Source organism: Bradyrhizobium sp. AUGA SZCCT0182 (assembly GCF_018130185.1).
Classification (GTDB): domain Bacteria; phylum Pseudomonadota; class Alphaproteobacteria; order Rhizobiales; family Xanthobacteraceae; genus Bradyrhizobium.
Genome location: NZ_JAFCLY010000002.1, coordinates 137,833 through 150,105 on the forward strand (window position 1 = coordinate 137,833; position 12,273 = coordinate 150,105).

General features: G+C 63.9%; 15 protein-coding genes. 7 read left to right on the top strand and 8 right to left on the bottom strand.

The window, feature by feature from the left end; translation table 11 throughout:
- The first annotated feature begins 81 nt into the window (after positions 1-81).
- From JQ611_RS02965 to JQ611_RS02975, 3 genes are read left to right on the top strand one after another with little or no spacing between them, the layout of a single operon-like run.
- Complete coding sequence (locus JQ611_RS02965) at positions 82-462, top strand: nuclear transport factor 2 family protein (protein ID WP_212464457.1); 381 nt, start codon at positions 82-84, stop codon at positions 460-462.
- A gap of 26 nt (positions 463-488) precedes the next feature.
- Positions 489-1,139 (top strand): hydrolase, encoded by a 651-nt coding sequence (locus JQ611_RS02970; RefSeq protein ID WP_212464458.1) that lies wholly within the window; start codon positions 489-491, stop codon positions 1,137-1,139.
- An 11-nt stretch (positions 1,140-1,150) separates the two neighbouring features.
- Positions 1,151-2,344, top strand: a complete 1,194-nt coding sequence (locus tag JQ611_RS02975) for an amino acid ABC transporter substrate-binding protein (RefSeq protein ID WP_249132877.1) — start codon at positions 1,151-1,153, stop codon at positions 2,342-2,344.
- A 44-nt stretch (positions 2,345-2,388) separates the two neighbouring features.
- On the opposite strand, the gene JQ611_RS02980 is transcribed toward JQ611_RS02975, so the two are convergent.
- The 7 genes from JQ611_RS02980 to JQ611_RS03010 all read right to left on the bottom strand — a co-directional run bounded on the left by JQ611_RS02980 (position 2,389) and on the right by JQ611_RS03010 (position 7,431).
- Positions 2,389-3,621: an MFS transporter gene (locus JQ611_RS02980; RefSeq protein ID WP_212464459.1), complete on the bottom strand. Its 1,233-nt coding sequence runs from the start codon at positions 3,619-3,621 to the stop codon at positions 2,389-2,391.
- Between the two features lie 94 nt (positions 3,622-3,715).
- Positions 3,716-4,141, bottom strand: a complete 426-nt coding sequence (locus tag JQ611_RS02985) for a GFA family protein (protein WP_212464642.1) — start codon at positions 4,139-4,141, stop codon at positions 3,716-3,718.
- A 74-nt stretch (positions 4,142-4,215) separates the two neighbouring features.
- Complete coding sequence (locus JQ611_RS02990; protein ID WP_212207927.1) at positions 4,216-4,482, bottom strand: hypothetical protein; 267 nt, start codon at positions 4,480-4,482, stop codon at positions 4,216-4,218.
- Between the two features lie 77 nt (positions 4,483-4,559).
- Entirely contained in the window at positions 4,560-5,306 is a 747-nt protein-coding gene (locus JQ611_RS02995) for a DUF899 domain-containing protein (protein ID WP_212464460.1), read from the bottom strand.
- Between the two features lie 54 nt (positions 5,307-5,360).
- Positions 5,361-5,891 carry an SRPBCC family protein gene (locus JQ611_RS03000; protein ID WP_212464461.1) on the bottom strand — a complete coding sequence of 177 codons (531 nt, stop codon included), beginning with the start codon at positions 5,889-5,891 and terminating at the stop codon, positions 5,361-5,363.
- A gap of 12 nt (positions 5,892-5,903) precedes the next feature.
- The gene (locus JQ611_RS03005; protein WP_312011856.1) at positions 5,904-6,269 is read right to left on the bottom strand and encodes a metalloregulator ArsR/SmtB family transcription factor; all 366 of its coding nucleotides are present in this window, start codon (positions 6,267-6,269) and stop codon (positions 5,904-5,906) included.
- Positions 6,270-6,336: 67 nt separating this feature from the next.
- On the bottom strand, positions 6,337-7,431 hold the full coding sequence (locus tag JQ611_RS03010) for an adenylate/guanylate cyclase domain-containing protein (RefSeq protein ID WP_212464463.1): 1,095 nt from the start codon (positions 7,429-7,431) through the stop codon (positions 6,337-6,339).
- Positions 7,432-7,549: 118 nt separating this feature from the next.
- Here JQ611_RS03010 and JQ611_RS03015 point away from each other — a divergent pair, with 118 nt between their 5' ends.
- Complete coding sequence (locus tag JQ611_RS03015) at positions 7,550-8,008, top strand: SRPBCC family protein (protein ID WP_212464464.1); 459 nt, start codon at positions 7,550-7,552, stop codon at positions 8,006-8,008.
- 25 nt (positions 8,009-8,033) lie between these two features.
- Here the strand turns inward: JQ611_RS03015 and JQ611_RS03020 are convergent, their stop codons facing one another.
- Positions 8,034-8,939, bottom strand: a complete 906-nt coding sequence (locus JQ611_RS03020) for a LysR substrate-binding domain-containing protein (protein ID WP_212464465.1) — start codon at positions 8,937-8,939, stop codon at positions 8,034-8,036.
- 287 nt (positions 8,940-9,226) lie between these two features.
- Here JQ611_RS03020 and JQ611_RS03025 point away from each other — a divergent pair, with 287 nt between their 5' ends.
- The 3 genes from JQ611_RS03025 (at position 9,227) to JQ611_RS03035 (ending at position 12,273) form a co-directional block, all read left to right on the top strand.
- Positions 9,227-10,585, top strand: coding sequence for an NAD(P)H-dependent oxidoreductase (locus JQ611_RS03025; RefSeq protein WP_212464466.1), 1,359 nt, complete (start codon positions 9,227-9,229; stop codon positions 10,583-10,585).
- Between the two features lie 86 nt (positions 10,586-10,671).
- The gene (locus JQ611_RS03030) at positions 10,672-11,667 is read left to right on the top strand and encodes a TRAP transporter substrate-binding protein (RefSeq protein WP_212464467.1); all 996 of its coding nucleotides are present in this window, start codon (positions 10,672-10,674) and stop codon (positions 11,665-11,667) included.
- 105 nt (positions 11,668-11,772) lie between these two features.
- Entirely contained in the window at positions 11,773-12,273 is a 501-nt protein-coding gene (locus JQ611_RS03035) for a TRAP transporter small permease (protein ID WP_212264869.1), read from the top strand.

The window sequence follows — 12,273 nt, forward strand, 5'->3', positions numbered from 1 at the left end:
CCGACCGGACAGGCGGGCGAGCTGCCTTGAGTGCGTGACGACACCCGCCTTCCGGAATTTCTCACCCCCGGAACGCAGCAGATGACCGCTCAATCCATCGACTATGACAGCCTGATGCAGGCGAACCTCGCGCGGGTGTTCGGCGAGCGCGACGCCTCGCGCCGGCTCAAAGCCGTCACCGAACTCTATGCCGACAACGCGACATTGTATGAACCACCGGATGCCGCGGCGACCGGCCATGCCGCCATCAGTCAGGCGGTGGAAGCATTGCTGGCGAACCTGCCGCCCAATTTCGTCTTCACTTCGGTTGGTCCCGCTGTCGGTCATCACGGCATGGGACGGCTGCGCTGGCGGTCCGGTCCTCCGGATGGTCCCGCCGTCGTGACCGGAACCGATGTCGCCCGGATCGAAGACGGCCGTATCCAATCCCTCCACGTCTTTCTCGACCCCACCGGCGCCTGAGCGCCTACACATTCCAAGGAGTATTCATGCCTGCCAAGACCGGCCTCGACGCCCTGCTTCGCCCGGAAGACAGCATCCTGGTGTTGATCGACCATCAGCCGTACCAGTTCACCAATCTGAACAGCCACGAGCCGACGATGATCATCAACAACGTCATCGGTCTCGCCAAGACGGCGAAAGTGTTCGACGTGCCGACGATCCTGACCACAGTGATCGAAGAGCGCGGCGGCTATATCATCAAGGGTCTGCAGGATGTGTTCCCCGAGCAGAAACCGATCGACCGCACCTTCATCAACACCTGGGAAGACCCGCAGGTTACCGACATCGTCAAGAAGAGCGGGCGCAAGCAGCTGGTGCTGGCCGCGCTCTACACCGAGATCTGCCTTGCGATGCCGGCGATCCAGGCGCTTGCCGAAGGGTATGACGTCTTCATCGTCACCGATGCATCAGGCGGCGTCTCGCTGGAAGCCCACGACATGGCGGTGCGCCGCATGGTCGCCGCCGGCGCGGTGCCGATCACCTGGCTTGCGGTGCTGGGCGAATGGCAGCGCGACTGGGCGCGCGAGAAGACCGCGGCCGGCGTCGCGGCCGTCGTTCTCGAACATGGCGGCGCCAGCGCTGTCGCGCTGGCCTGGGAACTGCAACTTCTCGCCGGGCGCGCCGGGGCCGGCGTCTGAAGAGCGACGTCATGCCCATCACGCCAGCGCCAATCCGTATCGGCTACGCCCTGTCATTGACCAGTCCGGTCGCCGACAACAGCAAATCGGCCCGGCTCGCTCACGAGATATGGCGCGAGAACATCAACCGACGGGGTGGGCTGCTCGACCGTCCCGTCGAACTGATCTGCTACGACGATGGCGCGGACGCTTCGCGCGTCCCCGGCATCTACCGACGTCTGTTGGACGATGATCGCGTCGATCTCGTCATCGGCGGCTACGGCACCAACACCATATTGCCAGCGATGCCTGCCATCATGGAGCGGCAGCGCTTTTTCGTCGGGTTGATGGGTCTCGGCGTCAACCACGCGCTGCTCTATCCGAACTACTTCGCGATGATTCCGACCGGCCCTGATCCGAACGCCGCCCTCACCGAAGGGTTCTTTGCGCTCGCCGCAGAGCAGAAGCCCAAGCCTGCCACGGTGGCGCTGGTTTCTGCGGACGCCGAGTTCTCGCGCAATCCTGTCCTCGGTGCGAAGGCGAATTCCGAAAAGTACGGTTTCCGGATCGTCCACGAGGCCACCTATCCGCTGACCACTGACGATTTCACACCTGTGATCGACGCGGTCGCCGCAACCGATTGCGATCTGCTGTTTCTCTGCTCCTACCTCGCCGACTCGATCGGCCTCGTGCGAACCATCCACGGACATCGCTTTCGCCCCAAAATGGTCGGCGGCGCCATGATCGGTCCGCAGAACACGGCGGTGAAAACCACGCTCGGACCATTGCTCAACGGCTTCGTGAACTACGAATATTGGGTGCCGATCCCGAAGCGGATGCTTCCCGGCGTTCAGGAAATGCTGAACACCTACCAGGCGCGCGCTGGCGAAGCTGGCGTCGATCTCCTCGGACATTACATGGCACCGCTCGCCTATGCCCAGATGCAGGTGGTGACGCAGGCGGTCGAAGCGACCGGTGGCTTCGACGATTCAAGCCTTGCGGCATACACCCGCGCCGCGACGTTTCACACCGTGATGGGCGATATCAAGTTCGGCGCAAAAGGCGAATGGGCAGAACCACGGGTTCTGCAGGTCCAATTCCAGGGAATATCCGGCCACGATGTCAGCCAATTCCGCAACGGGTCGCGGCAAATCGTGGTTTCACCACCGGGCTTCGCTTCCGGTGATCTTCGCTTTCCCTACGCCGCCGCACTCGCTTTCGCCTAGCCAGGCCCGGGCGCGCCAACAGCGCCCCGGGTTTGCTTATCCGATTATGCCGAAGCCGGCACCTGCGCCGCTTGCGCGTTGGCGTTCGCCTTGGGGAACGGCTTGAAGGTCATCGCGATCAGGAACGCGCCAAGTCCCATGGCCCAGGAGCCGACATAGAGCCACGTGTAGCTGCCAAGGGTATCGTAGATCAGACCGCCGGCCACCGGGCCCATGGCCATGCCGAGGCTGCCGGCCATCGCGGTGCCGCCGATCACGGTGCCCATCATCTTCAGCGGAAAATTCTCGCGCGCGATTGCAGCATAGAGTGGCATCGTGCCGGCATAGATGAATCCGAACACCGCCGCGACAGCATAGAAGCCGGCAAGGTCGCGGACGAACACATAGGCCAGCGCGCCGAAGGCCTGCACCAGCAATCCCGTGACCAGAACGCGCTTGGCGCCTAATTTGTCGCCGAGGATGCCGAACGCGACACGGCCGCCGAGCCCTGTGAGCCCCTCGAGGCTGTAGATCGAAACCGCCGCGATCAGCGGGATGCCACAGCTGACGGCATAGCTGACGGTGTGGATGATCGGACCCGAATGGGTGGCGCAGCAGAAGAAATTCGTCAGCAGCAGGATCGCGAACTGCGGCGAACGCACCGCCTCGCCTACCGACATCTCGGTTTGCTGCTCGCCGTTTGCCAAAGCTGGGGCGTTGGCCGCCGCGAGCGCCGGCGGGCGCCGCACCAACAGCGATACCGGAATCATGATCACGGCAACGATACCAGCCACGATCTGCAGCGTCGTTCGCCAGTCGTGGACCGAGACCAGCCAGGCCACCAGCGGCGCCATGGTCATGGGCGCTATTCCCATGCCGGCCGACACCAATGAGACCGCGAGACTGCGATTTGTATCGAACCAGCCGGTGACGCAGGCCATCATCGGCGCAAAGATCGCGGCAATGGCGCCGCCGACCAGAACGCCGAAGATGAACTGGAACGCGAGCAGCGAAGTCACCACGCTGGCGAGCAAGAGGCTTCCGGCCAGCACCAATGATCCCGTCAGCACCACCGGCAGCGGTCCGAAGCGGTCGGACAGGCTGCCCCAGAGCATGCTGCAGCACGCCATGGCCAGGAAACCGATCGTCATCGCGCTCGATACGCCTGCGACCGACCAGCCAGTATCCCGCGTGATCGATTGCAGCAGCACCGGCAGGGAAAACATCGCCCCGGCCGCGACGCAGCCCAGCGTGCCGCCGGCCACGACGATCACCCAACGATAGCGAGAATGGTCCATTACAAATCTCCGTTTTGGCGCTTCTCGGTTCAAGACGTTTGAGAAGCGCCAAAGGCGACATGATCAGGATAATATTTTAGAGCATATGGCCGGTTCAGGAACTGGCAGCAGGTGGCATCTTGTCGAATTTCGGCAATGCCGGATCGAGATCGTCCCAGGCGTGGCCACGTATTCCGTAGGTGACGGCCTGCGGCTTGAAGCGGCCGGGATCGTCGAGGCTTGCCGCGTGCACGGTGAAGAGATCCGGCATGGCAGCAAAAGTCAGATACACCGGCGACCCGCAGGCCGGGCAAAAACTGTGCGTCTTCACATTGCCGCTGTCGCCGACGACGTCGCAATGCGCCGCTTTGCCTTCGAGTTTCACGCTGTTCCTGCCCGCGAAGGTGAGATAGGAGCCGTGCCCGGTGCCGCTCCTGCGCTGACAGTCCTGGCACTGGCAGTGGTTCATGAAGACAGGTTCGCTGGAAATTTCAAAACGGATCGCGGCGCAGGCGCAGCCGCCGGTAAAAGCTTTGCTCATGTTGTTCCTTTTCGTGGGGGTGATGCGAGGTAATCTGGATTTCGAAAGCAGGATCAGCACCGGTCAACACCATTTCACCGGTGAGAAATCAGCTTGAGCCATGGCGCCAGATGAAAGGCGCTCATCAGCAAATACATCGGAACCATTCCGCTCAGCGGTGACGCCGGCGAACACAACGCCTCCACCGCTCCGCCGCCAAGAACGGACGTGAGCAACGCCATGATCGCGAAGGTCGGCGCGGCCGCGAGGTATAGAAATTCGGCGGCGCCGGTCGCGGCCGCATTGCCGTTGTTGCGAGGAATCGCACCGGTGCTGCGTGCGACGGCATGCGTCTCACTCATGTCCTTCTCCTGCGTTACTGCTACCTGGCTGCTCCCGCTCGCGCAGCACTGCGCGAGCGGCGGCTGACGTCGCCGGATTAGCCGCTTTGCTTGCGCATGGCGGCCTCGCCGGCATCCGACACCTCGACCCATTTCTTGTCCGGCGCGGCGTCGGGGACATAGCTGTCGTGCCAGTTCCACCATTTGTAGGTCGGCGTCTGCGGAGTGCCTTCCGGAGAATCCTCCCAGACCTCCTGCCGGCCAAGCGGCGTGATGTCGAGGTAGTTCCAGGTGCCGCCCATCTGCTCGTCGCCGCGGTTGTTGATGAAGTAGGTCCGGAAAATCTTGTTGCCGTCGCGGATGAACACATTGGTGCCGTGCCATTCGTCGACGCCGAAGTCTTTGTCGAAGCTGTCGGTGACGGTGTACCAGGGCATCTTCCATTCCATCCGCTTCTTCAGCCGCGCGATGTCCGCCTGCGGCGCGCGCGAGACAAACGCGAGCGTGGTGTCGCGGGCGTTCAAATGAGCGAGGTGGGCGACCTGGTCGGCCACCATGGAGCAGCCGCGGCAGGCCTGTTCGGGCCAGCCGTGCACGCCGGGCTCGAAGAAGGCGCGGTACACGATCAGCTGACGGCGACCGTCGAACAGGTCGACCAGGCTCGCGCTGCCGCCAGGTCCTTCGAACGAATACTTCTTGTCTACCGCCATCCACGGCATCCGCCGGCGCTCGGCCGCCAGCGCGTCACGGGCGCGGGTATTGGCCTTTTCCTTCACGAGCATCTGCTGGCGTGCGGCTTCCCAGTCCTGGGCCGAAACGACATGAGTCTTCATTGCTAGAGTCATAGCTAGCCTCCTGGTGGTTGCGATGCTTGTTGCGTTACGCGTCGTGCTGCGGCGTCAGGCTGGAAGCCGCCGGTCGTATTCGTCGCGCAGCCTGCTCCAGCCTTCCCAGAACGGCGCCGGCTCCTTGCCGGATGCGCGGGCGACCAGGACATCGAGATGCATATGCCAGCCGGCGCCGACCTTAAGCAGGGTCGAGCGATCTGGCAGACGGCGATGGATCACCGTGAGCAGCACGCCCTGCCCTTTTGGCTCCAGTTCAAACGTCACGTCGCCGCTGTTGTTCCAGGCGATGGAAAGCTTGCGCATCGGATCGCATTCGGTGATCCGGCTTTGCATGCGGTGCTCTTCGGGAAAATCCGCCGGGCGCGGGCTTGGCGGATCGTTGAGCTCGCCGTTGCGCCAAACGAATTCGACGGGCGCGCCGACCTTCATCTCCATCGCGCCTGCCGCCAGCCATTTGCGGCGCAGGTCGCTGTCGGTGAGATAGGCCCAGATGCGCTCGATCGGACCGGGCAACAGCCGCTGAATTTTCAACGTCGTGGGTTCGATCAGCGTGCCGTAGGCATCGGGTGTCTTCGCATCCATAGTTCTACTCCTTCACGTCTTGCTTTTCTTTGCTGCCGCTTCGTCTTCGGCGCGCAACAGGGATTCCAGCGTGTCGAGTTTTTCATTCCAGAAGCGCTCATAACGCCGCAGCCACTCGTTGGCTTCTGCAAGCCGCGCCGCCTGCAGGCGGCACAGATGCGTCCGGCCCTGGATCGTGCGCGTTACCAGCCCCGCGTTCTCGAGCACGCGCACGTGTTTCGAGACGCCCGCGAAACTCATGCTGAACGGGGTCGCCAGTTCCCCGATCGTGAGTTCGCGTTCCGCCAGCTGGCCAAGCATTGCCCGCCGGGTGGGATCCGCGAGGGCATGAAAGACGGCATCGAGATGGGCTTGTTGTTCAACCATGTGGTTTAACATAGTCGCCCGAAGTGGATTGTCAACCGATCGGTTTAACTTCTTTGTGATCGAGTTCTGGGTTCCGAGGCTAACCGTCCGGCACGGTGTAGACGTCGCAGGGAGCGGCGATGCCGCGCAGCGGATGCGTTCCGAGCGGGATCAATTTTGCGGTGGTCTCGGCGGCGACCGCACCGGAAATCAGAACCGTCCGCCCGAGCGGCCGACAAAGCCCTTCGAGCCGGCTGACCAGATTGACGGCGGGACCGATCGCGGTGAAATCCAGCCGGTCCGCCGCGCCGACATTGCCCCACAGGATTTCGCCGAGATGCAGCGCGGCGCCAAAGCTGAGAGATGGCAGCCCCTGCTCTCGCCTGATCCCGTCAAGATGCGCCATGCCGGCTTGCGCCGATGTGACCGCACGAAGCGCCGCGTTGCAGGCATCGCCGGGATTTTCCCCAGTGACTGGAAAGATCGCGAGCATTCCATCGCCGATAAATTTCAGAACTTCGCCGCCGAAGGCGTGAACGGCGCCTGCGATGCAATCGAACCAGGCATCGAGCGCGGTGATGACGGAAGCCGGCGGCGAAGTCTCGGACAGCGCGGTGAAGCTGCGCAAATCCGCATAGAGCAACGCGGCACGGATGGTTTCGCCGACATCGCGCCGTAGCGGTCCCGCCAGCACGCGCGCGGCGCTGCGGCGGCCAAGATAGGCCTCAAGCGCTGCGGTCAGCGTCGCGCGCGCTGACAGTGCTGCGAGTGGTGCGGCGGCAAAACGGGCGACCTCGCGCAGCCGACCGATCTCGGATTCCGCGAACGGGTGCGGAGCGATCCAGCCAAGCACAGGTCCATCCGGTACCGGCCCCACGACGTCTTCATGCACCATTCCGCCCGCGAGCCCGGCCAGCCAGCGGCGGCCGGCATCACCGGCGGAATCCTTCTGTCCTGCATTTGCGAATCCCGCCGGCGCGAAGCCCACTGCCTCGATCACCTCGCCGTTGTCGGCCCGCCATAGCCAGGTACGACGGGCAATGATCGGATGCGGAACCGCGAGCGTCAGGGCGCCGCCGGCGAGCGGCAGATTATCAGCGATCAAATGTGCGCCGAGTTCGGCAAGGAACCGGTCCGCACCCGGTGAAGCGCCCGCCGCATCCACCAGCCATGTCAGCGTCGAATTGAGTTGCATGGGCCGATCATGTGGCAGCGGCGCGTCATTGTCATCAACCGCCCTTGGTAAATCCGCGCGCGGGCATATGTTCGCATCGGTTGCACCTTCTTCATGCCAACGAGCAACGAGGTTTTCGATGACTGAAGCGTTCGTCGTCCAGCGCGAGACCCACATTGCGGCCCCCCGCGCCAGCGTGTTCGCCTTCCTCACCGATCCCGACAAGATCGTGCAATGGATGGGGACCGAGGCGACGACACAGATGCACCCGGGCGGGCTCTATCTCCTGAAAGGCGTTGGCAGCGCCACCGCGCGCGGCGCATTCCGCGAGGTCGTGCCGGTGCACCGCCTCGCCTACAGTTTTGGCTGGGAAACCAACGACGAGGTGCCGCCGGGATCAAGCCTGATCGAAATCGATCTGATCGAACAGGATGGCGGCACGCTGCTGCGCATGACGCACAGTGGCCTTCCCAACGAGACAACCCGCGCCAGCCATGACAAGGGTTGGGCGCACTATCTCGGCCGGCTGACCTCAGCCGCCGCCGGCCGCGATCCCGGTCCCGACCGGGGTCCGAACGGCACACGGGGTGCGGCGTGATCCATCCTGCATGTAAATCCATTGTTCACCGCCACTCGGAATGGCGTTCCTGCGCCAGCATGCCAGTGATCCAATCAACAAAGGCGATGATTTCCGGATTGGCGCGATCCTCGCGGCGATAGAGCAGCCGGTGGGCGACAGCAGGAATGCCGAGCGGCCCGAAAGGCATGATCAATGCGCCTCGGCGCAGATGGTCACCCGCCTGCAAGGTCGATTCGAGAGCGAGGCCAAGCCCGTCTGCCGCGACAGCAAGCGCAAGATGGGCCCGGTCGAATTGCAGGCCGCGCGGATTGAGCGGCACCAGCCGCGCGTGCCTGGCCGACCACTGGTCCCAAGGCACCACACAACGCAGCGAGTGGATCAGCGGCACGCGGGCGATATCGGCAGGGCTCGTCAACCGATGCTCGGCGACGAAGCCTGCGCTCGCCAGCGGCACGATCAACTCCTCGACGAGCGGCACCGCCTCGCAGGATTCCGGCACCGGACGCGCATACTGAATATCGACCAGGATGCCGTCCTGGCCGAGCCGCGCCGGCTCGTGACTGGCGTAGAGCGCAATGTCGATCGCCGGGTGCTCGCGCAGGAACTGACCGAGCCGTGGCACCAGCCAAAGCGTCGCGAAGCTTGGCGAGGCGTGGATCGGCAGTCGGCGCACGCCGGCGCCGGAGGCGACGCGGCTGGTTGCGGTCACGAGCCGGGCGAAGCTCTCGCCTACCGATGCGCTGTAGGTCAGCGCCTCCTCCGTCGGGATGACGGTTCGCTTGACGCGCAGGAACAGCGGGCGCCCCAGCGTGCCTTCCAGCGCGCGCATCTGATGGCTGATCGCAGAAGGCGTCAGGTTCAACAGCCTGGCAGCACCGACAAAGCTGCCGGTTTCCATCACGGCGCGGAAGGTCAACAGCCACTGCAGGGGCGGCAACTCGCCAATCATTGACGAACATGGCTCATCGATTCAGGCATCCTTATTCGCTTTTGTTGCCCCATTTGCCCATGCTAGCACGCATAAATGAGGAATGCAGCTCATCAAAAGAAGCTGCTAGCGATCGGGAAGAGACGTCACCCGCCATCGTGGGGGGCGAAGACCGGCAGGCGGCGCAAGCCCCTGGTGGTCGCTGTATGCCGCCTGGTACGCGGCACAGCACTCGCTGTTTCCGTCGATTCCTCACTGGATGAGGCTGGCCCGATCGTCGATCGGCCGAAGGCGGAAGGCGCACCAACATGAACCTGCATCGCATGCTCCTGGAACGGAAGGCGGCCGGACGGCCGGTCACGGTCGCCATCATCGGCGCCGGAAAATTTGGAACGATGTTCCTCTCGCAAGCCCGCAACACCGACGGCATGCACATCGTCGGCGTCGCCGACCTCAACACCGCGCGCGCCCGCTCGCAGTTGCAGCTCGCCTGCTGGCCGCAGGAGCAGTATGCGGCCGCCTCGATCGAGGACGCGCTCAAGAATGGCGCGACGCATATCACCGACGATGGTGACAAGCTGGTCACCCATCCCGGAGTCGAGGTCGTCATCGAAGCGACGGGCGATCCCGGCGCCGGCATCCGTTTCGCGCTGAAAGCGATCGAGCACGGCAAGCACATCATCATGGTCAACGTCGAAGCCGACGCCGTCGCCGGCCCGATCCTGGCCCGCAAGGCGGCCGCGGCCGGCGTGGTCTATTCGCTCGCCTGGGGCGACCAGCCGGCGCTGATCGCCGACCATGTCGACTGGGCGCGCGCGGCGGGCTTCAAAGTGGTGTCGGCCGGCAAGGGCACGCGCTACCACCCGACCTACCACCAGTCGACCCCTGACACGGTCTGGGACATTCTCGACAAGTACATGAAGATCAAGGATCGCAACTCGATCAATCCGAAGATGTTCAACAGCTTCGTCGACGGCACCAAGTCGGGCATCGAGATGACCGCCGTCTGCAACGCGACCGGCCTTCATGCGCAGGCCGACGGCCTCTCCTTCCCGCCGGCGACACGTTTCGAGCATGCCGAGATATGCAAGCCGAAATCGGACGGCGGCGTTCTGGAGCGCAGTGGCGTTACCGAGGTCACGTCTTCCGTCTATCGCGACGGCACCGATGTCGCCAACAGCCTCGTCATGGGGACCTATGTCGTCTTCGAGAGCGACAGCGCCTATAGCGAGGAGTGCTTCCGCGAGTACAGCATGCTGCCGGACAAGACCGGCAAATATTCCTGCCTGTACCGGCCGATCCACATGATCGGACTGGAACTCGGCATCTCGGTCGCATCGGCCGCGCTGCGCAAGGAGCCGACGGGCGCGCCGATCATGTTCAACTCGGATGTCGTCGCCACCGCCAAGCGCGCGCTCAAGGCCGGCGAGATGCTCGACGGCGAAGGCGGCTTCTGCGTATGGGGCAAGCAGACGCCCGCCTCGGCTTCGCTCGATGAAGGTTATCTGCCGCTCGGGCTCGCCCACAACGTCAAGCTCAAGACCGACATCGCCGAAGGCCAGCGCCTGAAATGGAGCGACGTCGCCTACGACCCCGCCAATCTCGCCGTAAAAGTCCGGCGCGAGATGGAGGCGGCCTTCGCGCGCCCCAACACCCGCGTCGCCTGACCGACTTCATGACGGGGCGCCGTTGCGCCCCGCCATCGCCCCAGAGCCCGAACAACGGGCCGAACCACAACCGAGGAGGACTAACCATGACGACCAAGGGACGAAGCTATCTATCCCGCCGCGCCATGCTCGGCGGGCTCGCGACCGGCGCGGCGCTGATCGGCATGCCGGGCGTGCTCAGGGCCCAGAAGCTCAGTTGGATCGGCGCCAGCGCAGCCTCGCAGCACGATTTCATCGGCATCAGCCTCGATTTCTTCAGCAAGCGCGTCGCCGAACTGAGCAAGGGCCAGATCGAAATCACCGGCCACCACGGCGGCGCGCTCGGCGGCGAACGCGAGCATGTCGAGGCCGTCCTCCAGGGCGCGATCCAGATCGCAACGCCGGGCCAGGGTGTGGTCGCCGGCTGGTACCGCCCGGCAGAGGTCTGGACCCATCCCTATTTGTTCAAGGACGTCGCCCACAAGGATCGCGTGTGGGACACGATGCGCGCCGAATATCAGGATGACATCGCCAAGACCTCCAAGCTGCGGCCGCTCGGCGCGATCCCGCGCATGCCGCGCATGCTCTCCTGCAACCGGGTGGTGAAAGTGCCAGCCGACATGAAGGGGCTCAAAATCCGCGTGCCGGAAACCGCGCTCTGGCGCCGCACCTTCGAGCTGTTCGGCGCCTCGCCTACCCCGCTTCCCTTCCCCGAAGTTTTCCAGGCCCTGAAGTCGAGCGTGATCGACGGCCAGGAGAACCCGATGGGCCTGACCTACAATTCCGGCATCTTCGACGCCAACACCCATCTGTCGCTGACCGAGCACATGATGCAGGACAACTGCGTCGTCATGAGCGAACAGGCCTACCAGAAACTGAGCCCGGAGCTGCGCCAGGCCGTCGACCAGGCCGCGCGCGACATGGAAGCCGAGATGCGGCCGAAGGTGATCGGCGACGACGTTCGCATCCTGGAACTGATCAAGGCCAAGAAGATCGTGATCTCCGAGGTCGACAAGGCGGCCTTCACGGCGACCGTGAAGGGCCTGACCACCGAGTTTCCGGCCGGCAAGAAATGGGCCGACCGCATCGGCCAGATCGCCTGATGCGTTCAGACCCGCTGCGGACGCGCACCGCTTCGGTCCACGGCCGAGGCGGCGCGTGAGCGCGTCCGGGGCGGGCAATTGTTGTTTGACAGCGGAGCATCCCGCATGAAGGCGCTCATCGGCAGGCTATCGGACGGCATCACCGAGATCGCCAAGTTCGCGCTCGGGCTCTGCGTCGCGGCGATCGTGCTGATCACCCTCGCCGCCGTGTGGTGGCGCTATGTCATCAACGCACCGATTGCCTGGGTCGAGCAGGTCTCCAACATCCTGTTCATCTGGATCACCTTCATCGGCGCGGCGGTACTCTACCGGCAAAAGCTGCATATCGGCGTCGACATGTTCATCGGCATGCTCAAGGGACGCGCCCAGCAGGTGATGTTCTGGGTGATCGAACTCGCCAACCTGACCTTCATCATCGTGCTGTTCATCTACAGCCTGAAACTCTCGATCGACGTCCTGCCCAACACCTATGGCGCGCTCGATATCACCCCGGCCTTCTTCTATTTCTCGGCGCCGGTCTCCTGCGCGATGATGATGCTCTACTTCATCGAGAAGATCGTCGATCCCTCCAAGCGGCAGCCTGACGGCTTCGCGGGGGATTTCTGA

Excerpts from the sequence above, each read along its gene's own strand:
- JQ611_RS03015 (WP_212464464.1), top strand. The coding sequence starts at position 7,550 with ATGACTGAAGCGTTCGTCGTCCAGCGCGAGACCCACATTGCGGCCCCC.
- JQ611_RS02995 (WP_212464460.1), bottom strand. The coding sequence starts at position 5,306 with ATGACTCTAGCAATGAAGACTCATGTCGTTTCGGCCCAGGACTGGGAA.
- JQ611_RS02970 (WP_212464458.1), top strand. The coding sequence starts at position 489 with ATGCCTGCCAAGACCGGCCTCGACGCCCTGCTTCGCCCGGAAGACAGC.
- JQ611_RS03005 (WP_312011856.1), bottom strand. The coding sequence starts at position 6,269 with ATGTTAAACCACATGGTTGAACAACAAGCCCATCTCGATGCCGTCTTT.
- JQ611_RS03025 (WP_212464466.1), top strand. The coding sequence starts at position 9,227 with ATGAACCTGCATCGCATGCTCCTGGAACGGAAGGCGGCCGGACGGCCG.
- JQ611_RS02985 (WP_212464642.1), bottom strand. The coding sequence starts at position 4,141 with ATGAGCAAAGCTTTTACCGGCGGCTGCGCCTGCGCCGCGATCCGTTTT.
- JQ611_RS03010 (WP_212464463.1), bottom strand. The coding sequence starts at position 7,431 with ATGCAACTCAATTCGACGCTGACATGGCTGGTGGATGCGGCGGGCGCT.
- JQ611_RS02990 (WP_212207927.1), bottom strand. The coding sequence starts at position 4,482 with ATGAGTGAGACGCATGCCGTCGCACGCAGCACCGGTGCGATTCCTCGC.
- JQ611_RS03035 (WP_212264869.1), top strand. The coding sequence starts at position 11,773 with ATGAAGGCGCTCATCGGCAGGCTATCGGACGGCATCACCGAGATCGCC.
- JQ611_RS03000 (WP_212464461.1), bottom strand. The coding sequence starts at position 5,891 with ATGGATGCGAAGACACCCGATGCCTACGGCACGCTGATCGAACCCACG.
- JQ611_RS02965 (WP_212464457.1), top strand. The coding sequence starts at position 82 with ATGACCGCTCAATCCATCGACTATGACAGCCTGATGCAGGCGAACCTC.
- JQ611_RS02975 (WP_249132877.1), top strand. The coding sequence starts at position 1,151 with ATGCCCATCACGCCAGCGCCAATCCGTATCGGCTACGCCCTGTCATTG.
- JQ611_RS03020 (WP_212464465.1), bottom strand. The coding sequence starts at position 8,939 with ATGATTGGCGAGTTGCCGCCCCTGCAGTGGCTGTTGACCTTCCGCGCC.
- JQ611_RS02980 (WP_212464459.1), bottom strand. The coding sequence starts at position 3,621 with ATGGACCATTCTCGCTATCGTTGGGTGATCGTCGTGGCCGGCGGCACG.
- JQ611_RS03030 (WP_212464467.1), top strand. The coding sequence starts at position 10,672 with ATGACGACCAAGGGACGAAGCTATCTATCCCGCCGCGCCATGCTCGGC.